General features: G+C 43.4%; 23 protein-coding genes and 1 tRNA gene. 15 read left to right on the top strand and 9 right to left on the bottom strand.

Going from position 1 to position 25,208, the window contains the following annotated elements; genetic code table 11:
* Positions 1-5 precede the first annotated feature (5 nt).
* Genes JFY49_RS13125 through JFY49_RS13085 form a run of 9 tightly spaced genes read left to right on the top strand, consistent with a single transcriptional unit; the run spans position 6 to position 8,874 of the window.
* Positions 6-653: a LolA family protein gene (locus JFY49_RS13125; protein WP_086195847.1), complete on the top strand. Its 648-nt coding sequence runs from the start codon at positions 6-8 to the stop codon at positions 651-653.
* Positions 628-2,952 (top strand): MMPL family transporter, encoded by a 2,325-nt coding sequence (locus JFY49_RS13120; protein ID WP_200223167.1) that lies wholly within the window; start codon positions 628-630, stop codon positions 2,950-2,952. The genes JFY49_RS13125 and JFY49_RS13120 overlap by 26 nt, the downstream gene beginning before the upstream one ends.
* Before the next feature lie 19 nt (positions 2,953-2,971).
* Complete coding sequence (locus tag JFY49_RS13115; protein ID WP_200223166.1) at positions 2,972-4,270, top strand: NAD(P)/FAD-dependent oxidoreductase; 1,299 nt, start codon at positions 2,972-2,974, stop codon at positions 4,268-4,270.
* A gap of 1 nt (position 4,271) precedes the next feature.
* Complete coding sequence (locus tag JFY49_RS13110; RefSeq protein ID WP_180174422.1) at positions 4,272-4,835, top strand: DUF3261 domain-containing protein; 564 nt, start codon at positions 4,272-4,274, stop codon at positions 4,833-4,835.
* Positions 4,836-4,846: 11 nt separating this feature from the next.
* Positions 4,847-6,043 carry a beta-ketoacyl-[acyl-carrier-protein] synthase family protein gene (locus JFY49_RS13105; protein WP_180174421.1) on the top strand — a complete coding sequence of 399 codons (1,197 nt, stop codon included), beginning with the start codon at positions 4,847-4,849 and terminating at the stop codon, positions 6,041-6,043.
* The gene (locus JFY49_RS13100; RefSeq protein ID WP_180174420.1) at positions 6,040-6,477 is read left to right on the top strand and encodes a 3-hydroxylacyl-ACP dehydratase; all 438 of its coding nucleotides are present in this window, start codon (positions 6,040-6,042) and stop codon (positions 6,475-6,477) included. Before JFY49_RS13105 ends, JFY49_RS13100 begins: the two co-directional genes overlap by 4 nt.
* The gene (locus tag JFY49_RS13095; protein WP_086195841.1) at positions 6,474-7,199 is read left to right on the top strand and encodes a 3-ketoacyl-ACP reductase FabG2; all 726 of its coding nucleotides are present in this window, start codon (positions 6,474-6,476) and stop codon (positions 7,197-7,199) included. Before JFY49_RS13100 ends, JFY49_RS13095 begins: the two co-directional genes overlap by 4 nt.
* Positions 7,199-8,419 (top strand): beta-ketoacyl-ACP synthase, encoded by a 1,221-nt coding sequence (locus JFY49_RS13090; protein WP_180174419.1) that lies wholly within the window; start codon positions 7,199-7,201, stop codon positions 8,417-8,419. The genes JFY49_RS13095 and JFY49_RS13090 overlap by 1 nt, the downstream gene beginning before the upstream one ends.
* 20 nt (positions 8,420-8,439) lie before the next feature.
* Entirely contained in the window at positions 8,440-8,874 is a 435-nt protein-coding gene (locus JFY49_RS13085; protein WP_180174418.1) for an excinuclease, read from the top strand.
* Positions 8,875-8,993: 119 nt separating this feature from the next.
* On the opposite strand, the gene secF is transcribed toward JFY49_RS13085, so the two are convergent.
* The 7 genes from secF to queA all read right to left on the bottom strand — a co-directional run bounded on the left by secF (position 8,994) and on the right by queA (position 16,428).
* Positions 8,994-9,962, bottom strand: coding sequence for a protein translocase subunit SecF (secF, locus tag JFY49_RS13080; protein ID WP_180174417.1), 969 nt, complete (start codon positions 9,960-9,962; stop codon positions 8,994-8,996).
* A 10-nt stretch (positions 9,963-9,972) separates the two neighbouring features.
* Positions 9,973-11,874, bottom strand: a complete 1,902-nt coding sequence (secD, locus tag JFY49_RS13075) for a protein translocase subunit SecD (RefSeq protein WP_200223165.1) — start codon at positions 11,872-11,874, stop codon at positions 9,973-9,975.
* 51 nt (positions 11,875-11,925) lie between these two features.
* On the bottom strand, positions 11,926-12,255 hold the full coding sequence (gene yajC / locus JFY49_RS13070) for a preprotein translocase subunit YajC (protein WP_086195837.1): 330 nt from the start codon (positions 12,253-12,255) through the stop codon (positions 11,926-11,928).
* Between the two features lie 105 nt (positions 12,256-12,360).
* Positions 12,361-13,491, bottom strand: a complete 1,131-nt coding sequence (gene tgt / locus JFY49_RS13065; protein WP_180042750.1) for a tRNA guanosine(34) transglycosylase Tgt — start codon at positions 13,489-13,491, stop codon at positions 12,361-12,363.
* A gap of 248 nt (positions 13,492-13,739) precedes the next feature.
* Positions 13,740-14,306, bottom strand: a complete 567-nt coding sequence (locus JFY49_RS13060) for a LemA family protein (protein WP_086195835.1) — start codon at positions 14,304-14,306, stop codon at positions 13,740-13,742.
* A 29-nt stretch (positions 14,307-14,335) separates the two neighbouring features.
* A complete protein-coding gene (locus JFY49_RS13055) occupies positions 14,336-15,364 on the bottom strand; it encodes a hypothetical protein (RefSeq protein ID WP_180174415.1) in 1,029 nt (342 codons plus the stop codon).
* Positions 15,365-15,390: 26 nt separating this feature from the next.
* Positions 15,391-16,428, bottom strand: coding sequence for a tRNA preQ1(34) S-adenosylmethionine ribosyltransferase-isomerase QueA (gene queA, locus JFY49_RS13050; protein WP_180174414.1), 1,038 nt, complete (start codon positions 16,426-16,428; stop codon positions 15,391-15,393).
* A gap of 194 nt (positions 16,429-16,622) precedes the next feature.
* Between queA and JFY49_RS13045 the strand changes: the two genes are divergently transcribed.
* The 3 genes from JFY49_RS13045 (at position 16,623) to JFY49_RS13035 (ending at position 17,585) form a co-directional block, all read left to right on the top strand.
* A tRNA-Leu gene (locus JFY49_RS13045) sits at positions 16,623-16,709 on the top strand.
* Between the two features lie 144 nt (positions 16,710-16,853).
* Positions 16,854-17,132, top strand: coding sequence for a hypothetical protein (locus JFY49_RS13040; protein WP_180174413.1), 279 nt, complete (start codon positions 16,854-16,856; stop codon positions 17,130-17,132).
* 57 nt (positions 17,133-17,189) lie between these two features.
* The gene (locus tag JFY49_RS13035) at positions 17,190-17,585 is read left to right on the top strand and encodes a putative phage abortive infection protein (protein ID WP_200223164.1); all 396 of its coding nucleotides are present in this window, start codon (positions 17,190-17,192) and stop codon (positions 17,583-17,585) included.
* 206 nt (positions 17,586-17,791) lie between these two features.
* On the opposite strand, the gene JFY49_RS13030 is transcribed toward JFY49_RS13035, so the two are convergent.
* A complete protein-coding gene (locus tag JFY49_RS13030; protein ID WP_180082751.1) occupies positions 17,792-20,023 on the bottom strand; it encodes an NADP-dependent isocitrate dehydrogenase in 2,232 nt (743 codons plus the stop codon).
* 1,065 nt (positions 20,024-21,088) lie between these two features.
* Here JFY49_RS13030 and JFY49_RS13025 point away from each other — a divergent pair.
* Both JFY49_RS13025 and JFY49_RS13020 read left to right on the top strand, forming a co-directional pair.
* Positions 21,089-21,790 (top strand): IS1-like element ISPa14 family transposase, encoded by a 702-nt coding sequence (locus JFY49_RS13025; RefSeq protein ID WP_001223318.1) that lies wholly within the window; start codon positions 21,089-21,091, stop codon positions 21,788-21,790.
* A 196-nt stretch (positions 21,791-21,986) separates the two neighbouring features.
* On the top strand, positions 21,987-23,261 hold the full coding sequence (locus tag JFY49_RS13020) for a sensor histidine kinase (protein WP_200223162.1): 1,275 nt from the start codon (positions 21,987-21,989) through the stop codon (positions 23,259-23,261).
* Between the two features lie 69 nt (positions 23,262-23,330).
* On the opposite strand, the gene JFY49_RS13015 is transcribed toward JFY49_RS13020, so the two are convergent.
* On the bottom strand, positions 23,331-24,635 hold the full coding sequence (locus JFY49_RS13015) for an RNA-guided endonuclease InsQ/TnpB family protein (protein WP_200223161.1): 1,305 nt from the start codon (positions 24,633-24,635) through the stop codon (positions 23,331-23,333).
* Between the two features lie 59 nt (positions 24,636-24,694).
* Between JFY49_RS13015 and tnpA the strand changes: the two genes are divergently transcribed.
* Positions 24,695-25,093, top strand: a complete 399-nt coding sequence (gene tnpA / locus JFY49_RS13010) for an IS200/IS605 family transposase (RefSeq protein ID WP_180082749.1) — start codon at positions 24,695-24,697, stop codon at positions 25,091-25,093.
* Positions 25,094-25,208: the final 115 nt, after the last annotated feature.

Here is a 25,208-nt window from a genome sequence, read left to right as displayed (position 1 = left end):
GCAAGATGACATCTTTCAATCTACCACGTGCAGCAGGATTATTCCTGGCTGGACTGCTGTCGCTGATCACGTTGCTGTCACAAGCAGTACATGCGCAAAATCCGCAGCTCAGACAGATCTTTGCTCAACTTTCCGAAACACCAACGGTGCGGGCCAATTTTGAACAGCAAAAAAAACTGGCGAGTATGAACAAAACTTTCATCTCCAAAGGCACGGTGTTATTTTCCAAATCGCATGGCGTAATCTGGAAAATCCAGAATCCGGTCAAGGCTGACCTGATTGTGACCCCACGTAAACTGGTGCAAAAAACCCAGCGGACCTATAGCCAGATTGAAATTGATAAATCTCCTTATGGTTCGGTCGCGACTATGTTCTTGCAGCTGATGTCGGGGAATGAAGCGGCTTTAGCCAAAAACTTTAGTATTGTTTCGGCCAGTTATAGTCCGGCACAGTGGACTGTGGCCTTAACCCCGAAAAGCAGTTTATTTAAAAAACTGTTTGTCCGGGTCGATGCGCAAGGGCAGCGTTATGTGGACCGTATTGTGATTCGCGAGAAAGCCAATAACAGCACCAGCATTCGCTTTAGCCAGCAAACCACCCAACCCCAAACCTTAACGGCTGAGGAAAATGCACTTTTCCAACTGGCAAAATAAATTTACCGCACTGTGGCTGCTTGTACTCTGCGTGATTGCCATTGCGCTGGGTAGTGCATGGCTGAAAAAAGACATTCATATTCAAACCAATATCTTTGCTTTATTGCCGGAAGCCCACCATGACCCGCGGCTGGAACGGGCGCAGCAATATGTCAGTCAGCAGCTGAATGACAAAGTCTTTGTGGTGCTGAATGCCCAGGATGATGCCACCCTGACCAAAGCCACAGCGACTTTTAAACAAAAGGTGGCACAAAGTGATTTATGGCAGCCCTTACATGCACAGCTGGACAGTGACAAGTTTGCCCAGGTGTTGTATCAGCATCGTGCCGGTTTGCTGTCATCCACAGATCAAAAGCTGCTGGAGCAACAGGATTATGCCGCGCTGAGCGAACAGGGCCTGTTGCAGATCATGAGTCCGGGTATGCCGGTCACAGCAGAGCTGTTACAACAAGATCCGCTCTTATTATTTCCACGTTATGCTGTCAGCTTATCCGGTTTACAGGTGAACCCGGATATTGCGCTGGAAGATGGTTTTGCCACCATTCGCGATGAGCAGGGCATTTCCCGCCTTATCGTTTTGCAGCTCAAAAATAGCCCTTACAATATTGATTATCAGGAAAAAACTGCCGCATGGATTGCACAGTTAAATTTAAAATTGAAACAGATGCGAGTTGAGCCGCACTGGACCGGAACGTTATTGTTTGCCCAGTTCGGTACCACCTCGGCGGAAAAAGAGATTTCCACCATTGGGGTCGGTTCGACCATCGGGATTTTCTTCCTGGTGCTGTTTGGTTTCCGCTCGGTTCGTCCCATGCTCACGGAAATGATTGCTGTAGGCACCGGCTGTCTGGTGGCCTTTGCCATCACCCATGCAGTGTTTGGGGAAATTCACCTGATGACCTTAGTGTTTGGTGCTAGTCTGGTCGGAGTCTGTGTCGACTTTTCCTTTTACTTTATGGCGATGCAATCACAGCATCGGCATATTAACGGTTTTGCCGTACTGAAACCGCTGTTGCCCAGTCTGTTTATGGGTCTGATGACGACATTGGTGGCTTATATTTTCCTCAGCTTTACCCCATTTCCAGGCTTTAGGCAGATTGCTGTTTTCTCAATGGTGGGGCTGGCTGCGGCATGGATCACCAGCATTTTATTGTTGCCAAGACTGCCGGCATTAAATGCTGAACCGGCGATTCGCCGCTTGAGTTTTATTGGCCAAGCCCGAACCTTTATTCAGGCCAGAAAGGGGCTGCGTTATGGCTTGATCGCCGTCATTACCGTGGTCACCGGCAGTAGCCTGATGTTGCTGCAAAGCAATGATGATATCCGTAACCTGCAAAGTATGGATCAACAGCTGAAACAGGAAGACCAGTATGTGCGTGAACGCTTTATGCAGCAGCAAAGCAGCGAATACTTTGTGGTGCATGGTGATACGCTGCAGCAGCTGGAACAGAATGAACAGCAATTGCTGCAAAAATTGCAACTGTTACAGGCGCAAAACAAGCTGGAAGGTTTTCAGGCTCTCGGTCAATGGTTGCCCTCCAAAGCACAGCAGCAACACAATATTCAATTGTTGCAAGCCATTCCGACTAGTGCCTTGCAGGACTATGCCGCAGCATTGCAGCTGAATCCGGCAGAGGTCTTGGCCTGGCAAAAACAGTTGGCCCGGCAGCCTTTACTCAGTCCAGCTGAAATGAGTCAGCATCCTTTGGCCTTTTTACAAATGAGCCCAACCGAGCGTCTGGTGCTGCTGCAAAATGTACATGATGTGGCTGCCCTGCAACAGCTGAATAGTCCACAGGTACAGTTATTGCGTCCGGTAAACCAGTTGTCTGAACTGTTCCAGCAACACCGTATTCAGGCACAGTGGTTGCTGCTTTCTGCCTTAGTCTGCCTGATGATTGGTTTGGGGATACTGTATGGGCTTAAGTCGGTTTTGCCTTTGGTGTTACCGGTCAGTCTGGCTTTAATGACCACCTTCGCCATTCAGGCCTGGCTCGGAGTGGAAATCAATCTGTTCAGCATTATGGGCACTTTCCTGATTATCGGGATTGGGGTGGACTATGCCATTTTTTACCGACATGGACATGATCATCCACAAGTAGTTGGCATGGCCTTATTCCTATGTATGATGTCGACCTTATTAGGTTTTGGGTTATTATCCTTTAGCCAGACTTATGCCATTCACTGCTTTGGTTTGACGGTTTTATTTGGGGTTATTTTTTCATTTATCTACGCAACATTGTTTACATCATCCGATGCCAAACATGTTGTGCTTCAACAGTATCAGCCAAAGAGCTGAAAAAATAAGGTACAGTGCAATGAGCACCATGCAACACACAGATGTATTGATTATTGGCGCAGGGCCATCGGGGAGTTCGGCAGCAGCATTACTGCGCCAGAAAGGCTATCAGGTCACGATCATCGAAAAACAGCATTTTCCACGCTTTTCCATTGGCGAATCATTACTGCCGCAATCGATGGTGTTTTTGGAAGAAGCAGGCTTGCTAGACACCGTGCGTGAGCATGTCGAACAGTTTGCTTTCCAGTTTAAAAATGGCGCAGCCTTCTTAAAAGGTCAGCAGCGCAGTTTTTATGATTTCCGCGAGAAATTTAGCGATGGTCCCGGCACCACCTGGCAGGTTCGCCGTGCCAACTTTGACCATTTGCTGGCACAGCAGGCAGAAAACTATGGTGCCGACATCCGTTTCGGTCATGAAGTGATTGATGTTGATGTGGCTCCAGAACATCCAATTTTAACGGTCAAAGACGAACAGCAGCAGGTCTATCAGATTCAGGGCAAATTTTTACTCGATGCCAGCGGTTTTGGCCGCATCCTGCCAAAATTTCTCGATCTGGAAAGCCCGTCCGATTTTCCAGTACGTCGTGCCGTGTTTACCCATATTGAAGATGGCATTCTGGATGACCCGGAATTTGACCGGGAAAAAATTCTGATTACGGTACATGCCAAAGATCCACGTGCCTGGTACTGGCTGATTCCATTTGCTGATGGCCGTTGTTCTTTCGGGGTGGTGGCTGAGCAGGATTTCTTTGAACGCTATGGCTTTGATGGCAGTGCCGATTATGATCTGAATGCCTTGTTGCCGCAGATTCTGGCAGATGAAGAAAGCCTGTCGCATGTGCTGCGCAATGTCAAATTTGATATGCCGGTGCGTACCCTGGTGGGCTACTCTGCCGATGTCAAACATCTGGCCCAGCGTAACTATGCTTTATTGGGCAATGCCGGTGAATTCCTCGACCCGGTATTTTCTTCTGGTGTGACCATTGCCCTGAAATCTGCCAGTCTGGCCATTCCACTGGTTGATCAGCAGCTGCAAGGACAGCCGGTCGACTGGACGGAGCAATATGAAAAACCGCTACGTGCAGGCATTCAGGTGTTCCGTGCCTATGTGGAATCATGGTATAGCAGTGAATTTCAGGATGTGGTGTTCTCGAAAAATCAGGATGATAAAATCCGCCGCATGGTCTCTTCCTTACTGGCCGGCTATGCCTGGGACAGCAGCAATCCAATTTATAAAAATGCCAAAAAGCGTTTAAGCACGCTGGCAGAATATTGCCGTGATCCGCAGTTACAACACGTTGAGATGAACGGTGCCTAGAATGAAACTGAAATGGACGGGGATTTTGCTCGCTGCAGTCCTGCTATGTAGTGGCTGCCAGTCCATGCTGCCTCAAGCACCAGGTCTGACAACTGCTGCCTGGACTGCACAAAACTACCAGCGTCAGGATCAGTTAGAAATTCAATGGAAAGAACACAGTTTCAGCTTTTTACTGTATCAGCAACAAAAAGGTCAAAAGCTGGAAATGCTGGCTTTGACCCTGACCGGGCAGCAGTTATTCAAGCTCAGTTTTGATGGCCGCAAGGTTGATGTCGAACAGCGCATTGCACCAATGAAGCTATTGCCATTTGAGTTTGTGGTGCGCGATATTTTATATGCCACCTATCCGGATTTTGCCCGCTTGCAGCAGAATGTCCGTATTGAAACTTCGGCTCAGACCCAGAAAGTATGGATCAATCAGCAGTATGTGCTGAATATTCAACAGCAGGACGGGGCCATTGAGCTGAACAATCTGCAGGTGCCGTACCAGATGGTCATCAGTCCTATCAGCGAAGGCCTGACCAGCACAGAGGGGGAAAACTCAGATGTGCAAAGCACTGAATAAGGGGGATGAGCATGGGCGATAAAATCACACAATATCCTGCAGTCGGCATTCAGTTGAGTGCCGGTCTATCTGCACTCGGAAATACCGCTGAACAGATCAGACAGGCGCTGACCACGCAGCAAAATACCTTGAGCCTTCGTTCAGGATTTATTCCAGAAAAACAGGTCTGGGTAGGCGCCTATCAGCAGCCTTTAATCGAAACTGTTCCCGCATTTCTGCAGGATGTCGATTCGCGTAATCTACGTTTTGCCTTAACGGCGTTAAGTTTAATCGAAAGCGAAATCCGAGATTATACTGCGCAGTTTGATCGCAAACGTCTGGCAATTATTCTGGGCACATCGACCTCCGGCATTGCTGACAATGAAATATTGCTGAAACAGTATTTTAACCATCACAGAAAAATTGAAATTAATCACTATAAACAGGAAATGGGTAGTCTGGCCAAAGGTCTACAGATGTATCTGGGCTGGGAAGGTCCGGCATACACCATTTCCACGGCCTGTTCTTCCAGTGCCAAAGCCATGGCGGCAGGACAGCGATTGATTAATGCCGGTCTGGCAGATGCGGTGCTGGTCGGTGGTGTTGATACCTTGTGCCGGTTGACTCTGAATGGTTTTCACAGTCTGGAAAGCCTGTCCAATGGTCTGTGTCAGCCCTGTGGTGCACAGCGCGATGGTATCAATATTGGCGAAGCGGCGGGACTGTTTTTATTGTCCAAAGAAACCGCCCCTGTGATGCTGATGTCAGCCGGGGAATCGATGGATGCCTGGCATATTTCTGCACCGCATCCGGAAGGCAAAGGGGCTGCCGAAGCCATGCAAAAGGCGCTGGATATGGCGGGTATTAGCGCCAGTGAGATTGGCTATTTAAATATGCACGGAACGGCAACGCCGCAAAATGATGCCATGGAAATCAAAGCCGTGCAGACGGTATTCCAGCAATATGAAGTACCGATCAGCAGCAGCAAACATAAAACCGGGCACTGTCTGGGAGCCGCTGGAGCTATTGAAGCTGTAATTTGCCAGCAGGTGTTAGCCGATCAGTCCTGGTTGCCGCTGCATCATTCAGGCAGTATTGATCCGGAACTGGATGAAGCCAACTATGTGCTGAATGCGCAGTTGCAACAACCGATAGAATATGTCATGAGTAATTCTTTTGCCTTTGGCGGCAGCAATATCAGCCTAATTTTTGGAACAAAATTGAAATGATGGATGCAATACAGTTTATCCCGCATGAACAGCCGATGGTGTTTGTCGATCATCTGATTGAAGCCAGTGACAATTTTGCCATTGCCGAACTGGTGATTCGTCCCGAATTGATGTTTTGTGAAGCGGAAGGCTTGCCGACCTGGAGCAGTATTGAACTGATGGCACAGACCATTAGTGTTTATGCAGGACATAAAGGGAAAATGTCAGGTTTGCAGCCTAAAATTGGTTTTTTATTGGGTACGCGTAAAATGCAGTTGCCTGTGCCTTATTTTGCTTTAGGTGAAACCGTCAGGATTAAAGCGGAACAAGGTTATTTACATGAGGGGCTGGGGCAGTTTCAATGTGAAATTGAATACCGGGAACATCGCTTTAGTGCCATGTTGAGTGTATTTGAGCCGCCAGAAATGAAAGAAGAACTTAAGGATACAGTGTGAGTAGACGAATTTTAGTAACAGGCTCAAGCCGTGGAATTGGTAAAGCCATTGCCTTGCAACTGGCACAGGCTGGATTTGATGTCACCGTCCATGCGCGCTCCAGACAACAAGAAGCCGAACAGGTGGTTGAAGAAATCCGTGCTTTAGGTCAAGCCAGCCATGCACTGTTATTTGATGTAAATGAACGTGAAAAAGTGCTGCAATTGCTGGAACAGGATGTTGCCGAGCATGGCGCATTTTATGGTGTGGTATTGAACGCAGGCTTAACCCGTGACGCGGCATTTCCGGCCTTAACCGATAGCGACTGGGATGAGGTGGTTTCGACCTCACTGGACGGTTTTTACAATGTACTTAAACCTTTGGTGATGCCGATGATTCGGCTGAAACAGGGCGGCCGCATTGTGACTTTATCTTCGGTTTCAGGTTTGATGGGTAATCGGGGACAGGTCAATTACAGTGCAGCAAAAGCGGGACTGATTGGTGCCACCAAAGCTTTGGCACTGGAACTGGCAAAACGCAAAATTACCGTGAACTGTGTAGCACCGGGCTTGATTGAAACCGAAATGGTCACTGAAGAAGTGAAAGAACATGCCCTGAAAATGATTCCCTTACAACGTATGGGGCAGGTTGATGAAGTCGCCAAAGTGGTGAAATTTTTATGCAGTGATGATGCCAGCTATATCACCCGACAGGTGATTTCGGTCAATGGGGGCTTGATTTGATGAAACGTGTGGTAGTGACGGGCATGGCCGGAATCACCTCTTTAGGTGAAACGGCAGATCAGGTATTTGCACAATTTGAACAGGGCAAAAGTGGCATTCGTTACATGCCGGACTGGGAAGTGTATACCGACTTGCGCAGCAAACTGGGTGGTCCGGTCGAATCCTATACCATTCCCAAGCATTTTAACCGTAAAGTGACCCGCGGCATGGGTCGGGTGGCCCTGATGTCAACGGTCTGTGCTGAAAAAGCCTTGGAAGATGCCGGTCTGTTAAATGACCCGATTTTAAACAGTGGTCAAACTGGTGTGGCCTTCGGTTCATCTGCCGGCAGTGTCGATGCAATTGGCGAGTTTGGCAGCATGTTGATTGATAACAACATGAACAAGCTGAATGCGACCACGTATATCCGCATGATGTCGCATACCAGTGCCGTCAACATGACCGTTTATTTTGGCTTGAAAGGTTTAACTTTACCGACATCCAGTGCCTGTACTTCAGGTTCTATGGCGATCGGTCAGGCCTATGAAGCCATTAAATATGGCAAGCAGACTGTGATGCTGGCAGGGGGTGCCGAGGAACTCAGTGCCGCAGGTTCTGCGGTGTTTGATGTGCTGATGGCGACCAGTAGCCAAAATGAACATCCGGAAAAAACACCGCGTCCATTCGATAGCAAACGTGATGGCCTGGTGGTGGGTGAAGGCGCAGGCTGTTTAATTCTGGAAGAATATCAACATGCCCAAGCACGCGGTGCCAAAATTTATGCAGAAATCATCGGTTACGGCAGCAACACCGATGGTCAGCATGTCACTCGTCCAGATGCTGAAATGATGGGACGCTGTATCCAGCTGGCTCTGTCAGATGCGCAAATTGCAGCAGACCGGATTGACTATGTGAATGCGCATGGGACATCCACCGATCAAGGGGATATTGCGGAAACTCAGGCTACAGCACGTGTACTAGGTAAAAAACCGATCAGCTCTTTAAAAAGCTATTTTGGCCATACTTTGGGAGCTTGTGGAGCAATTGAAGCCTGGCTCAGTATTGAAATGATGCAGCGTAGCCAGTTTATACCGACATTAAATCTGGATGAAATTGATGCGGCCTGTGGCGATCTGGATTACATTGTTAAACAGTCAAGAAATATGCATGCCGACATAGTTATGAGTAACAATTTTGCTTTTGGAGGAATTAATACCTCCCTGATTTTTAAACGTGTCTAACAACAACTAGAGGGTACATCATGTTGATGAAGAAATTAACACTTACAGCTGCATTGTGTTTGGGTGGAGTGGTTTCAGCTCAAGCTGCAGACCAAATGCATGACTTCAACTTTCAGGAAGCGGTGAGTCGTGCCGTTGCTGACGGTACGCTGGACGGTTCGGTTAAGTTTTACTTGGCGGGTACACGTGCAGGTGGAAAAGTCATTCAAAAAGGTTTAGTGAGCAATAAAAAAACCAATGGTTTTGCCAAGTCTGCTGAAAGCTCATGCGATCATGTTTTACGTTCCGCTTTAATCCAGTTCCAGAACACTGCCAAGGCAAAGGGTGCCAATGCTGTCACCAATATTGTGAGCTACTATAAAGCAAACGAAACCCGCAGTACCACCACTTACCAATGTGCCAAAGGAACTGCGGTTGCCGGTGTAGCCTTAAAAGGTGATCTTGCAAAACTATAAGCTTGTGCATTTACACTGATAAAATTTCAGATCTCGTACAGCATTTTATATTTTTGACCTGCATAAAAAAGCCCATCAGATGATGGGCTTTTTTATCGAATTTAAAGAAAGCACAGAAATTACTTTGGAATTTCCTGTTCCTCATCAAATTCAGGTTTCACCTGTACAATAAAGTCCTGACGGTTCAGGCCACGCCATAAGGCAAATGCAGTACCAATATAAATTGAAGAATAGGTACCGACAAATACACCAATAAACATCGCAATCGAGAACCAGTGCAGACCTTCACCGCCCAGGAACATCATCGCGACAACGACCAGCAATAAGGTCATGGAGGTGTGGATGGTCCGACGTAAGGTTTCAGTCAACGCGATATTGACGATTTCAACTGGCGAGGCACCGCGAATCTTGCGGAAATTTTCACGGATACGGTCGGATACCACAATGTTATCGTTTAACGAGAAACCTAACAGCGCAAGTATAGCTGCCAGTACGGTTAAATCAAACGGCCATTGCATCATGGCAAAAATACCAATGGTGACAATGATGTCATGGAATAACGAAAGCACCGCACCTACCGCCAGCTTGAATTCAAAACGAATGGTCACGTAAACCAGCATGAGCAGTAACGCCAAGGCTACGGCACCTGCCGAACGAATATACAGCTCGTTACCGACCTGTCCACCGACAGAATCCACTTTGTGGACCTCAGCAGGGTTATTCGGTAATTGTGCCGCTTTGGTGATGGCGTTATTCAGATCTTCTACTTCAATGTCCTGAACAGGCATACGAACCAAGAGGTCTTTGTTACTGCCGAGGGTTTGTACCACAGCATCTTTAAAACCGGCCTGGTTCAAAGCTTGAATAACTTCGACCTGATTGGCCGGTTGTTTATAGTTCAGCTCGGCAGAAACACCGCCAGTAAAGTCCAGACCGAGGTTTAGACCTTTGGTGGCAATAAAGAAAATACTGGCCAAAGTTAAAAGAATAGAGATGATTGCCGCAGGTTTGGCAATCTTCATAAAGTCAATGATGCGCTCATCATCCGGGCGACCGTATTTCTTTTTCGGTTGAGTCATATCAGTCATCTTCGATCTCCTAAATGCTCAACTTTTTCAAGTTACGTTTTTTGCCATAAATAAGCTGTACGATGGCACGTGTTACCGTAATGGCTGTAAACATCGAGCAGACAATACCGATCATTAATGTCACCGCGAAGCCCTTAATCGGACCTGTACCAATGGCAAACAGAATGAACGCAACCAGGAAGGTAGTTAAGTTCGAGTCAAAAATGGTGTTATAGGCCCGATCATAACCGGCGACAATCGCCTGTTTGGGCGAGGCCCCCCATTTCATTTCTTCCCGTATTCGCTCACAGATCAGTACGTTGGCATCGACCGCCATACCAATGGTAATCACGATACCGGCAATACCTGGAAGGGTGAGGGAAGCGCCAATCCATGACATGACGGTCAGGATCATAGCCAGGTTAAATACCAGTGCAAAGTTGGCAATTACACCGAACAGACGGAAGAACACCACCATCCAGATCGCCACCAGAAGGAAGCCGATTTGAGTCGATAACACACCTTTGTCAATATTTTCCTGACCCAGGCTCGGACCAACCACACGTTCTTCAACAAAATACATCGGCGCAGCCAGTGCACCAGCACGAAGCATCAAGGCAAGTTCAGCCGCTTCCTGTGGTGAATCCAGACCGGTAATACGGAACTGGGAACCTAATACCGCCTGAATGGTTGCAGCGTTAATGATGACTGACTCAGCATAAGGAGTACGAACTTCGGTTTGCGCACCCGTCACAGGATCAGGCACATAGCTGATCTTTTGCTTGTTCTCGATGAACAATACCGCCATACGTTTACCAACCGCATTACGGGTGGCATCTGCCATTAACTTACCGCCAGCGCTGTCCAAAGTAATATTTACTTCAGCACCGCCAGTATCCTGGCTAAAGCCGCTAGAGGCATTCTGAACACGTTCACCGGTCAGAATTCGGTTACGGTTGAGCAATAACTCACGACCGCTATCCAATGATTCATAAGCAAAAACTTCAGTACCCGGAGGTAGGGCCTGAGCTGTAGACTTTCCAGTATACGGATCGATGTACTGGTCATTCAAATCGGAAACCAGACGGAATTCCAGGTTGGCTGTACGGCCCAAGACGCGTTTCGCTTCAGCAGTGTCCTGAACACCCGGAAGTTCAACTACAATACGGTTGCTGCCTTGAGTTTGAACCAATGCTTCCGCTACACCTAACTCGTTAATACGGTTACGTAAAGTGGTTAAGTTCTGGTTAACGGCATAAGACTGAATTTCCTGCTTGCGCACGTCGGTATAGTTCAGACGTAAAGTTGAACCGGACTCAGAGGCAATTGCCTGCTGGTTGAATTCATTGCCATTACGACGCAAGAAATCCATCACAGCTTCACGGTCACCGTTATTGGCAAACTGAACGGTAATGGTATTGTTATTCAATGACAGGCTGTTGAATTTTAGCTTGTTGTCACGCAATTGACGACGCAGATCAGTCGCCGATGTTTCCATACGCTGACTGATGGCCTTGTCCATATCCACTTCAAGCAGGAAGTGCACACCACCACGTAAATCCAGACCCAGTTTCATTGGTTTGGCACCAATTTTTTGCAGCCATTCAGGTGTGGTTGGGGCAAGGTTCAAGGCAACAACATAATTATCACCCAATCCGCGACGCAATACTTCTTTGGCTTTTAACTGTGCTTCAGAGGAGTCGAGACGTAAAAGGGCAGCATTATTGCTAAAGCTGTTGTCATGGCTTGAAATTTTTTCACTTTGTAATAATTGCTCTGCTTTTTGTACGATGCTCTGGTCAATTTGGGTGCCGGCTTTGGCACCGGAAATTTGAACAGCAGGTTCATCGGGGTACAAACTAGGCAGCGCGTATAATGTGCTGATCACCAAAACCACAAGGATCAGCAGATATTTCCATGCTGGGTAACGCATCTGTTTTCTTCTTAAAATGAAAAAGTCGTGCTAGGGCACGACTAATTTTGATTAGAGATTATTTAATGTGCCTTCAGGAAGAACTGAAATCACACTTGCGCGCTGAATTTTTACTTCTACGCCACGGCTGAGTTCAACCACTGCAAAATCGCCTTCAATTTTAGTGATTTTGCCCATCAGGCCACCTGCAAAAACTACTTCGCTACCTACACCCAGGCTTTCAACCAGGGTACGGTGTTCTTTCGCGCGTTTCGCTTGAGGACGCCAGATCAGGAAATAGAAAATTGCGACAAATACCGCAATCATCAAAAGGTTGGTTACCAAACTTGGTTGTTGTGCAGCTTCACCTGCTGCGTGAGCAGTAGAAATAAAAAGGCTCATTTCAATTTCCTAAACTAAAAAATGTATATCAACAATATGATGATAAATAAGATAACTTGTTCAGCAATTTACCTTGTCTTTTTCTTCAGCGCAAATACTGAAAGATTAATCTTCAGGACAAGGTGGGACTTCTAGACCACGACGCGCATAAAAATCCTGTACATATTCATCAAAAGTACCATTATCTAATGCATCACGGATGTCTTGTGTAAACCTTTGGTAATAACGCAGGTTATGAATAGTACCCAGCATGGAACCCAGCATTTCACCGCATTTTTCTAGATGGAACAGATAAGCACGGGTGAAGTTTTGGCAGGTATAGCAGTCACAGTCTGGATCGAGTGGACTTTGGTCATGACGATATTTGGCATTACGAATCCGCACCAGACCGTCTGTCACAAAATAATGACCATTACGTGCATTACGGGTTGGCATGACACAGTCAAACATATCCACACCACGGCGGATGCCTTCCACGATATCTTCAGGCTTGCCGACACCCATCAGGTAACGTGGCTTGTCTTCCGGCATTTTCGGTGGAAGATGATCCAGAATCTTTATCATTTCTTCTTTCGGTTCACCGACAGAAAGACCGCCAATAGCAAAGCCATCAAAGTCGATTTCTTTTAAGCCTGCCAGCGATTCATCACGCAGGTCTTCATACATACCGCCCTGAATAATACCGAACAGGGCATTTTTATTTTTTAACACATCATGGTGATGGGTTTTACAGCGTTTTGCCCAGCGCAGTGAAAGCTGCAACGACTTTTGTGCTTCTTCACGCGTCGCCGGATAAGGCGTACATTCGTCAAAAATCATCACGATGTCTGAATTCAAGGTATGTTGAATATCCATTGAAATTTCAGGTGATAAAAAGACTTTTGAACCATCAATTGGTGAACGGAAGGTTACACCTTCTTCTTTAATCTTACGCATCGCACCCAGGCTGAACACCTGGAAGCCGCCTGAATCGGTTAAAATCGGTTTGTTCCATTTCATGAACTCGTGCAAACCGCCATGTTCACGAATCACGTCCAGGCCGGGACGTAAATAGAGATGGAAGGTGTTACCTAAAATAATCTGGGCTTTAATATCTTCTACATCACGTGGGAGCATGCCTTTGACTGTACCGTAGGTACCGACAGGCATAAACACTGGGGTTTCCACCACGCCGTGTTCCAGCGTTAAACGACCACGACGGGCACGGCCCGACTGACCTAATTTTTCAAACTTCATAAAATATCCTGGACGAGAGCAAAGCACTGCTTTGGTTGCAGTGCAAGAGCGAAAAAACAGTTCGCCGCCAAAAGTTCGCTATTTTCCTTGATTACGCACATAAACGCCAGTGTTGTCGAATTTTAACGCGATTCTTTTTTGCTGAAGAAAATAAGCTACAAGTGAGGCTGTGCTTGCCTTGCGGATGGGCATGTAGAAATGATGCTTTTCTGCATGCCGATGTTTTCATTTATTCTAATATTAACGACTTAAAAATTCGGTCGATAGTCAAAACTCTGTGTAGCTGCCAGATCGCGGAAGGGGCGAATGGCTTTTTTACCGAGTGACAGGGTATTGACGATGTTATTGGGAAAAATCTGAATATTGTTATTAAACAGTTCAACATTGCGGTTAAAAATGGTAATCGCTGCCCCGACATTTTCATTCTGTTCTTCAATTTCATTCATCATTTTTAGATAAATTTCATTGGCTTTCAGCTCAGGATAGTTCTCTACCACGACATTGAGACTCTGCATTAATTCCTTATTCAGGCTTTCAACGCGTTGCAACTGGGCAACATCGGCATTGTTTAAATTGAGATTTAAAATATTCTGCCGCAGTTCGGTCACTTTTTCCAAAGTGCCTTGTTCAAAATTGGAATATTGTTCAACCAAAGGTTGCAAGCCATCCAGAACTTTAATCTTCTGACGCTCATAAGTTGCCACATCTGACCAAGAACGAATAGAAGCATTGTGATGACGCACAATATTATTGCGAATCATGATACAGGCTACAATCACGGCAATAATCAACAATAAAAAAATCAATAACCCCATTTATTTGTCCCCAAATATTTACAAGATTGTTATTTTAAAAACTGCGTTAAATCACGCTGTAAACTTTCCAGATACGGTAGTTTAAAAGTACGCAAGTGTCCACGTAATGCAGAAATATCGTGAATATTTTTTGCCCGGCTTGAAATATGAAATAAATCGGCCGGTCCTAAAAAACATAAGATATGGCTATCAGGATGGAAAATTAAATCGCCTTGACGCTGGGCAAAAAATTCATCGAGCCTCAACACAAATGCAGGCGTGAGCAGTTTTGCCATCTGCATTTCATCGCTACCAAAAATATTCAGTTTCTGGTTGACTTGAATATCACTGGTATGCCACGGAAAACTGTAAGGATAATAAAACTCCTTGTTGGCCGTAGTGACTGCCACACCGTGTACTTCCACATCAAAAACAAATACACCCCATAAATCTTTGTGTACTTCACTCACCTGTACTTCATTGCCGTCTTTATTACGAATCCGGATTTCATTGACATAATGGTATTGAAACACCATCACCTGATGCTGTTTGCCTTCATCATCGGTCCATTGGGTGCTGGCGTAATAAGGAAAGTCATTGGCAATGCTGCCCTGATTAAAGACCGGAAATAAACGCTTTAAATGGGCAATAAATAAAACCGGTTGCAGGGGAACAGAAAAATGTTGCGGCTGTTGCTGGAAGGCAAGATTGTATTTTTTAGCAATACTTTGCTGTTCCAGATATTCGATGACTTCATCAATGGGCTTGCTTTCTTCATAACTAATATAAGCCCAGAAAATCATAAAAAAACCGCTGATCAGACTGATCTGAATCCAGATATTACCGGGGTGGATAAAAATCAGCAGGATAAAAAACAGTCCTGCTGCTGCCAGAAGTAGCGGGAGGACATTTTCAAACTTGAGCACGATCGGGGCATTCCAGGGATGCAGGGCATCTAAAATATCCTGATGCGTCTGAGCCTGGCGGGCAATCTCCCAAAGCCGCGCAATATTATTAAAAACCCGTTCATTTTTTTTACGTCGAATATGAATCGAATATTTAACAGCATCGAGCGGCATGGCGTACTTCTTATTATCAACAATAATTAAGGTATGATTTTATCAACCAGCATGGCATCGCCATAACTGAAGAAACGGTATTTGGCTTCTACCGCATGATGATAGGCAGCTAAAATATTATCACGATTCGACAATGCCGAAACCAGCATCAATAACGTTGATTCAGGAAGATGGAAGTTGGTAATCAGACGATCAACCACTTTAAACTGGTAACCCGGGTAAATGAAGATTTGGGTATCACCCGTCCAGCCTTTTAACTCACCGCCATTGGCCTGTGCAGCGCTTTCAGTGGCACGGGTTGCAGTTGTACCGACAGCAATGACTTTATTGCCACGCGCTTTGGTGGCTTTGATCAGTGCCATAGATTCATCAGACACATCACACCATTCACTGTGCATGATATGGTTTTCAATATCGTTAGTGCGTACCGGAAGGAAGGTTCCTGCACCGACATGCAAGGTCACAAAGGTTTTCTGGATGCCTTTTTCTTCCAGTTTTTTCAACAAAGCTTCGTCAAAATGCAGACTGGCAGTCGGGGCCGCAACACTGGCCAGTTTAGTTGGGTCATTAAAAACGGTCTGATAACGCTCGGTATCAATTGATTCTGCTTCACGGTTGAAATAAGGCGGAATTGGCAAAGCACCATATAAATCTAGAACATTTAAAATGGGCTGAGAAAACTCGACAATAAACAGGTTTTCATGACGACCTTTGACTGTGACTTTTACTTCATCTGGACCAATGAACAATTCTGCGCCTTCTTTTGGCGAGTTACTGGCTTTAATATGGCAATGCGCAATGAACTTGTCCAACATGCGTTCCACCAAAACTTCAACCGCACCCCCAGTGGCACGTTTACCTTTCAGACGTGCTTTCATGACCTTGGTATCATTCAAAACCAGCAAATCACCTTCATTCAGTAAATTTAGAATATCTGTAAATTGATGGTCATGATATTGACCTTGAGCATCAAGATGCAAAAGGCGTGAAGCACTACGGGTTTCAAGCGGGTAACGGGCGATCAGCTCGTCAGGGAGATCAAAGTTAAAGTCAGAAAGTTGCATCTTCAATGTATTGAAATAAGAAAAACATCAGCATTATAGGCTGGAAAAGCACAAAACTGATGATATGTGATGTTTTTTAAAACAAAGTTTTTGATTTTGATTTAAAATTGAGCGATCGGATAAATTAGATAATTGACAATTTCAAGTTTGAGAGTAATATAGCCACCACAAGCTGATCAGCTTGCAACACCTTTCCCGAGGTGGTGAAATTGGTAGACGCGGCGGACTCAAAATCCGCTGTCAGAGATGACGTGTCGGTTCGAGTCCGACCCTCGGGACCAAGATTTTGAAGAACCCCAAGCATATTAAGTCTTGGGGTTTTTTATTGCCTGATGATTAATAAAAATTAATATAATATATTTTTAGAAATATCTATTGGTATTCTTTTTATAACTTAAATTAAAAACTATTCTTTAGGATATATTATGGGGTTGAACGGTATTCAGAAAATTGTATTTATTATTGTTGCTCTTGTCGTATTAATTATTGCCTGGTGTATTTTTCCTTTGTTATTCAAGTGGGTTATGGGGGAAATCGGGGCTAAAGAAACTGAATTAAAGGATTTTGGAGCTTTAGGAGATATATATGGAAGTTTAAATACACTTTTCACGTCAGTTACATTGCTTATTGTTATGTATTCAGCTTATTTGCAGCGTAAAGCAAATAAAGAATCAAAAGATTTGACTAGAAAGCAATTAGAATAGAGTGAATTCTCTTTAATTCAACAGTTAGAGATGATTCAATCAAATCATAAAGAACAGATGGAAGAGTTAAAAAAATCTAATTTCGATTCTAGATTTTATTCATTAGTTTATTATAAAAATGATTTGTTAAATGCCATAAAAGTCAAAGATCATCAAAGTGTTGAAACATCGGGGTTACAAGTTTTTGATGACATAAGTTCATTTTTTATAACTGAATTATCAAAATTCGATAAAGAGATAGATCTTAATATTTTAAAAACTCACTATCATGAATATCTTGTGAAAATTAATAATAAGAAAGCAGTGCTTTCAATATATTCATATTTTAAAATTTATAAAAGTATTTATCTCCTTGTAGATAATGCGGGTCTCACAGATAAAGAAAAAAATTTATACATGAACGTCTTGAAAGGATTGATATCAACATCTGAGCAAATGCTACTTTTTTTATAGCTCCATTGTATCCCGATCTTTTAGAAGATTTTAGAGGGAGAGAAATATTTAACAATTTTAAAATTAATAATGTATCGCAGTATATTGATCAGTTTTATGATGCATCATACTTTAATTTAGAGTCTTAAAGTTTTTGATGACAATAAAAAACCGGCGCCTAAACGCCGGTTTTTTACATCACTAACTTTCGTCAGTTCTGGAAAAGCTTAGATTGAAGCAAGTGCAGCATTAAAGGTAGCACTTGGACGCATTACTGCATTTACTTTCTCTTGATCAAGAGCGAAGTAACCACCGATATCTACAGCCTTACCTTGTACTTCTGCAAGTTCAGCAACGATTTTCTCTTCGTTTTCGGCAAGTGCTTTCGCAAGAGGAGCAAACTTCGCTTTAAGCTCAGCATCTTCGTCTTGTGTAGCAAGCTCTTCAGCCCAGAATTTAGCCAGGTAGAAGTGACTACCACGGTTATCTAGCTCGCCAGTACGACGTGATGGAGACTTGTCATTGTCAAGCAATTTACCAGTCGCAGCATCAAGTGTCTTCGCAAGAAGTTTCGCACGAGCGTTGTCTTCTTTAATGCCCATTTCTTCTAATGACACTGCAAGTGCCAAGAACTCACCTAAAGAATCCCAACGCAAGTGGTTTTCTTCTACAAGTTGTTGTACGTGTTTAGGTGCAGAACCACCAGCACCAGTTTCGTACATGCCACCACCGGCCATTAACGGTACGATAGACAACATTTTTGCAGAAGTACCCAGTTCCATGATTGGGAACAAGTCTGTGAGGTAGTCACGAAGAATGTTACCTGTTACAGAAATGGTATCCAGACCGCGAGCAACACGTTCAAGCGTATAACGCATTGCACGAACTTGAGACATGATGTGAATGTCTAAACCAGTTGTGTCGTGATCTTTCAAGTATTTTTGTACTTTCTTGATCAGTTCATTTTCATGTGGACGGTACGGGTCAAGCCAGAAGATCGCAGGCATGCCAGAGTTACGTGCACGAGTTACTGCAAGTTTCACCCAGTCACGGATCGGAGCATCTTTCACCTGACACATACGCCAGATATCGCCTTCTTCCACGTTTTGTGACATCAACACTTCACCTGTTTCAAGGTCAGTGATGTTCGCAATACCTGCTTCAGGAATTTCGAATGTCTTGTCGTGTGAACCGTATTCTTCAGCTTTTTGTGCCATCAAACCAACGTTTGGCACAGTACCCATGGTACGTGGGTCGAAGTTACCATTCCATTTACAGAAATTGATCATTTCCTGGTAAATACGTGCGAATGTAGATTCAGGCATGACTGCTTTAGCATCATACTGTTTACCATCAGCACCCCACATTTTACCACCGGCACGGATCATTGCAGGCATAGAAGCATCTACAATGATGTCGTTAGGAGAATGGAAGTTGGTGATGCCTTTAGCTGAGTCAACCATCGCCAGTGCTGGGCGGTGTTCTTGACACGCGTGCAGGTCACGGATGATTTCGTCACGCTGTGACTCTGGTAAGGTTGCAATCTTTTCGTAAAGATTAGCCATACCGTTGTTTACGTTAATGCCTAATTCGTCGAACAGTTTACCGTGTTTTTCAAATGCATCTTTGTAGTAAATTTTCACACAGTGACCGAATACAATCGGGTGTGAAACTTTCATCATGGTTGCTTTAACGTGTAAAGAGAACAAAATGCCTGCTTCACGGCAATCTTCAAGTTCTTTTTCATAGAAATCGCAAAGCGCTTTCTTGCTCATGAACATTGAGTCAATGATTTCACCATCAAGCAAAGCAAGTTTCGGCTTGAGAACAATGCTTTCACCAGACTTGGTGATGAGTTCCATTTTTACATTGCGTGCACGGTCAAGTGTCATTGATTTTTCACCGTGGTAGAAGTCGCCTTCATCCATGTGTGAAACGTGAGTTTGTGACCATTGTTTCCACTCGCTCATTGAGTGCGGGTGTTTTTTCGCATAATTTTTTACAGCAGTCGGCGCGCGACGGTCAGAGTTACCTTCACGCAGAACCGGGTTTACAGCAGAACCGAGGCATTTGCTGTAACGTGTTTTAATTGCTTTTTCTTCCTCAGTCACCGGGTTTTCCGGATAGTCAGGAAGAGCGTAGCCTTTCGATTGAAGTTCCTTGATACAAGCTATCAACTGGCCAACTGACGCACTAATATTTGGGAGTTTAATGATATTAGTGTCTGGGTCTTGTGTGAGATTGCCAAGCTCTGCCAGGGTATTCGGTACTTTTTGCTCATCGCTGAGGAAGTCCGTAAATTCTGCAAGCACACGTACGGCTACAGAGATGTCTTTTTTAACAATCTCTACACCAGCTGGCTTGGTAAAGGTTTCAATGATCGGCAGCAGGGAGTAGGTCGCCAATAGTGGCGCCTCGTCGGTCAATGTGTAAATGATTTTTGACTTTCCACCAGCCATATATAGCCCCTTGCTTTAGATTGAGTTTGTCAGTACCGAGCTTTTGGCTCAGTTCTGCGAACCGGTTTGCTTAAATAAAACATTAAAAGTATTGGCGCTTATTTGCACCTCAGCCGAACAGCAATATCTTGCATATTGGTCTTTGGCTGAAAATTTGTATACATCAGTGTTGTTCACCAATCCCCCTATTCTACGTGAAATTTAGTTATTTTTCGAATCGGGGTGAGGCTTCCGGTCTCTCATGTGGCAACTCCCCGTATTTGGTCATATAAGTAGAGAATCTTGCTTAATAAGTTATATAATTTATTATTATCAATAACTTATTTGTATGAATGCCTCCTGCATAAAAAAAACCGGCGAGCGATTTTTTGCCGATTTATAAACTAATTACTTAGGACATGTTGGGTATCATGGAAATAAATTATCTAGCGGGGAAGAAGAGGTAAATTTTTCTTAGATTGATTGGACAATTATTTGGGGGAGATAAGCATTTATTATTGTTATTCATGACTGCGCTGAAAAGTGTGCTGGCAACAATCATAATCATTACTGTCATCGAAAATGGGTTGCAGATCTGATGTAAAAGAAGAAGTTAAATAAATGAATAGCTGTTCTGAGCAGCAGTATTTGAACAGGACAGTCCTAGAGAAACAGGAAATGCGTTAAGAGGGAGACTCAAAAAAACAGCAAGGCTAAAAAAGATGATTTTTCAATTTTTGCGCAAGAAATATGGCAATTTGCTCTACGATGATTTCTGTAACATAGAGTATGCCTGAACAATTGAATGATGAGCTGATCAATTGTGCCGTGTTTAACAAATGGATGATGAGCTAAACACTTAATCATCGGACTGTCCCGATGAAAACTGGAAACCATGCTATTGTAGTCAAATGTTGATTAAGGATAGCTTTAGATTTTCGCTTCGAGTCCGACCCTCGGGATATATATTCAAACAATATAAGTGATTAATAATAGATTGGTTTTTTATTGTTTGAATAGAATTGCGGGTGGTGTTTCAAAAAGTATGCTGAAACAAAGCAGGTTGAATTTTGATAAAATAGAGAAATGCGAATAACTCTAGAAATCAAATGTCCAACCTGCCTCAGTGACAGTATAAAGAAAAATGGCATCAAAGTAGATGGGAAACAAAACTATCAGTGCAAAGACTGTAAACGTCAGTTTATTGGTGACCATGCTCTGAGCTATCTAGGATGTAATTCAGGCATTACTCGAAAAATATTACAGTTGATGGTCAGAGGTAGTGGTATACGAGATATCGCTGAAGTTGAGCGAATCAGTATCGGTAAAGTTTTACGTACTTTAACCGAATCGACCTACCAAATTCAGCCTAAACAAAGTCATTATGAGTCTCTTGAAGTTGATGAGTTTTGGACTTTTGTGGGAAATAAAAATAATAAACAATGGCTTATTTACGCCTACCATCGAGAAACAGGTGAGATTGTTGCTTATGTTTGGGGTAAAAGAGACTTAGCTACAGTTCAACGATTGAAGACAAAGCTTAAACAATTAGGTATTCACTACACCCGAATTGCAAGTGATCATTGGGACAGTTTCATAACTGCTTTTAAAAACTGCAAGCAAAGTATTGGTAAATTTTTTACTGTAGGTATTGAAGGTAATAATTGCAAAATAAGGCATCGAATTAGGCGCGGTTTTAGAAGGAGTTGTAATTTTTCAAAAAAGATTGAAAACCATTTTAAAGCTTTCGACTTAACCTTTTTTTACATCAATAATGGCTTCATTTAATGTCAGCATACTTTTTGAAACACCACCGAATTGCGGTATGCTTTTGATGCCAAGGTGAAAACTAGAGTCAATATTGGGTATAAATTGTCACTGTTTGTCTTTATTCATTGTCTTCAATATGAAACTTTGTTAATAAGATGAAACATGATAATTATTTCTTTAAAACAACAAATAATAGTGATTGGATGAATCAAATATGAAAATGCAGTTGCTTGAAATAGGCTCGGAAACTGAGCAGCTTAGTGCATGTAAAATCTCACTATTGTTAGGCGTTTTTACAGCAACGAATCAGCTTGAGCGTTTTTTAAGGTTTTCCCGCAACATGCTTGGTGCTGAACAGGCGGTACTGGCTTTTCATCATGAGCCTTATATCTGGTATTCCTCCAAGCATGGTTTTAAGGCCTTTTGCTCGCCTGATGAAACCGGTTTAAGCCATTATTTTGAAGGGCGTAATTTCATTGATCATCAGCATAGCCAATATCCGAATCTGGTGCAGCATATGAGTCAATTCGGCGTAGAGGCCAAGCGTTATCTGGCTTTTGATTTGCGTTTAAGTAACGGTACTTCAATTGGTCAGGCGCTTTTTTTTGATCAGCAGAAAAAACCGTTTCATCCTGAAAGTATTACCAATGTCAGTGACTTGACCAACAGTCTGATCCATATGATTGAACTGAAGGCAGATCATGCTGAACTGAAGGAAATGTATGAGCAGCAAGCGGCGCTCAATTTCAGTAAAACCAAGTTTTTCCAGATTATTGCCCATGACCTGAGAGCCCCATTTCATGGTTTGCTCGGCTTTTCAGAAGTGCTGGCGCAAGAGCGTGAAACACTGGATGAATCCAGCATACAGAATATTGCTGAATATTTGTATGATACGGCACAATCGACTTATAACCTGCTGGAAAGCCTGCTGAACTGGGCAATGGCTGAAGGCGGACGTTTCATTTATCATCCCATTAATTTTGAATTAAAACAGTCAAGCAAGATTGTTTGTGACGTATTACATAGTTTGGCGGTAAAGAAAAATATTCAGTTAATTGACCAGATTGAGGAAGGCATCAAGGTCTATGCCGATATCAACATGATTACTTCAGTGATACAGAACCTAGTTTCGAATGCTTTGAAATTCACCCTGACCGATGGTACGGGGCGCGTCATCATTCATGCAAATGAGTCCGAAACAGGGGTGCATATTTATGTACGGGATACCGGTCTGGGGATGAGTCGGGCGCAAATGGATCAGCTGTTCCAGCAGTCGGTTACGGTCAGTATTAAAGGGACTGCAGGAGAAAAAGGTACCGGTCTGGGCCTGGTCTTGTGTAAGCGTTTTATTGATTTGAACCATGGGCAAATTTTTGTAGATTCTACAGAAGGTGAAGGCACGACATTTAACGTGATTTTACCGGCAGCTACCAGTGCCCATCAGGCTTTAGCCCAGGAACAGCCTAAAATTGAAAAAGTAAAAGTTTGACATACTCCCTCCACTTTCGACTAGCTCCTTGCGAAACTCGTTTCTCAGGGATTCTAAAAGCAAAAGCTCTTAGGTGACTTCCTTACGGATTTCACTTGCTTTCTGCTTCACAGGGCGACCTTTACCGCATCCACCCTCCACAGACAAAACGGTATGTCCTACCGCCAAAATGTTACGAGAAGCATTAATATCCGCATTCTCGCTAAAGCCACACTCGACACAATTAAAGTTTGCCTGAGTGAGCCTGTTTTCTTTTGCAACGTGACCACATGAGCTACAAGTCTGACTTGTATATCTAGGATCAACTTTAACGAGTAAACCACCTCGCCATTGTTGCTTGTAATCCAACATATCGACAAGCATCGACCAACCTTGATCCAGGATTGACTTGTTCAAGCCTGACTTAACTTTTACATTCGTTCCTTTGTTCTCGATTGTACCTTTTGCTGACTTCGACATATTGGCTACTTTTAAGTCCTCAACTACGATCATTGCGTGGTTTTTGCTGAGCGTTGTCGTGACTTTATGCAAGTAGTCATGCCGAATATTGGCAATATGATGGTGTAATTTATTGATCTTTAAGTTTAGTTTTTTCCAATTTTGACTAAATTTGGTTTTCTTTCTCAACTTGCGTTGAAGTCTAGCCAACTTGACTTGATTGGCTTTAAAACTATTGATTGGTTTAAATACATCACCATTGGATGTTGTAAGTAACTTTTTAACGCCTAAATCAATGCCAATCGCTGATTTTGATGGATGGATTGGTGCTTCTACTGTGCTTTCAACACCAAAAGATATGTACCACTTACCAACATGCTTTGAGATTGTGACATTTTTGATTGTGCCAAGAATATCTTGTGATTTTCTGAATTTCACAACACCAATATCATTGGGTAACTTAACTTGATTACCTTTGACCCAACAATATCTATCAAATTGAACAATACGAATTGAATCATAACCATCAGATTTCTTTTTGAATCGCGGCATAAGTGGTCTAAGTTGAAGCTCAGTACCATCGGTCAACTTAAAGAATCTTGGTTTTTTGGCTTTAAATGGTTTTTGCTTTAATTTGGCTTGTTCTTTTTGGTTGAAAAACCTAGCCCAAGCATCACCAAGATCACGAACTTTTTGTTGAAGTGAAACGCCATTTGAGCTGTGTTCTAAAAAAGCATATTCAGGTTTTTTTCTGAGATCGGGTATTTTCTTAACCAGGTTATCCTTGGTGATGCGTTCATTCTTGGCAAGCATTTCAAATGAAATGGCTAAAACCTGATTCCAAACAAAACGTGCAGAGCCAAGCAACTTGTTTAAAACAAGCTCCTGTTCCGCATTAGGCTCAAGCCTAAATTTGTATGCTTTGTTGATTTTCATCAATGAGTGTGCATGTAGTAATATATGTATAACACTATCACCAAATAAACACCCGATCAATGACAGAAATATATAAAAACCGCAATTCAGTCTTTAATTTACACGTACACTTGGTATTTATTACAAAGTACAGGAAGAAAATTTTAGGTGAGTTACACCATAAATATTTTATTGAGTGTGTATCTGAGATATGTAAAGAATTTGATGCAGAATTAAAAGAGTGTAATGGTGAAGCAGATCATGTTCACATGCTTATTCAGTACCCACCGACAGTTCAACTCAGTAAATTAGTTAATAATTTAAAATCCGTAACAAGCAGAAAAATGAGGAATGAATTTTTAGATTTACGTGGTAGCTATGCCAAGCCTGTTTTATGGTCACGATCTTACTTTGCAGGGTCGTGTGGTGGTGCGCCTTTGGATATTATTAAAAAGTACATTCAAAACCAACAAGGTTAAAATCTGTGAAATTCACCTCTACCCTGACTGTCGGGTGGAGGTGAATTTCACTTTAAGATAGAAAATCAATTTTTCTTTTCCACTATTTCTTTTCAGCTGCTATAACTAGAAAAAA

Source organism: Acinetobacter sp. CS-2, assembly GCF_016599715.1.
In the GTDB taxonomy this organism is placed as follows: domain Bacteria; phylum Pseudomonadota; class Gammaproteobacteria; order Pseudomonadales; family Moraxellaceae; genus Acinetobacter.
Note: the sequence above shows the minus strand (reverse complement) of the source record. Positions and strands in the feature narration are given on the sequence as shown.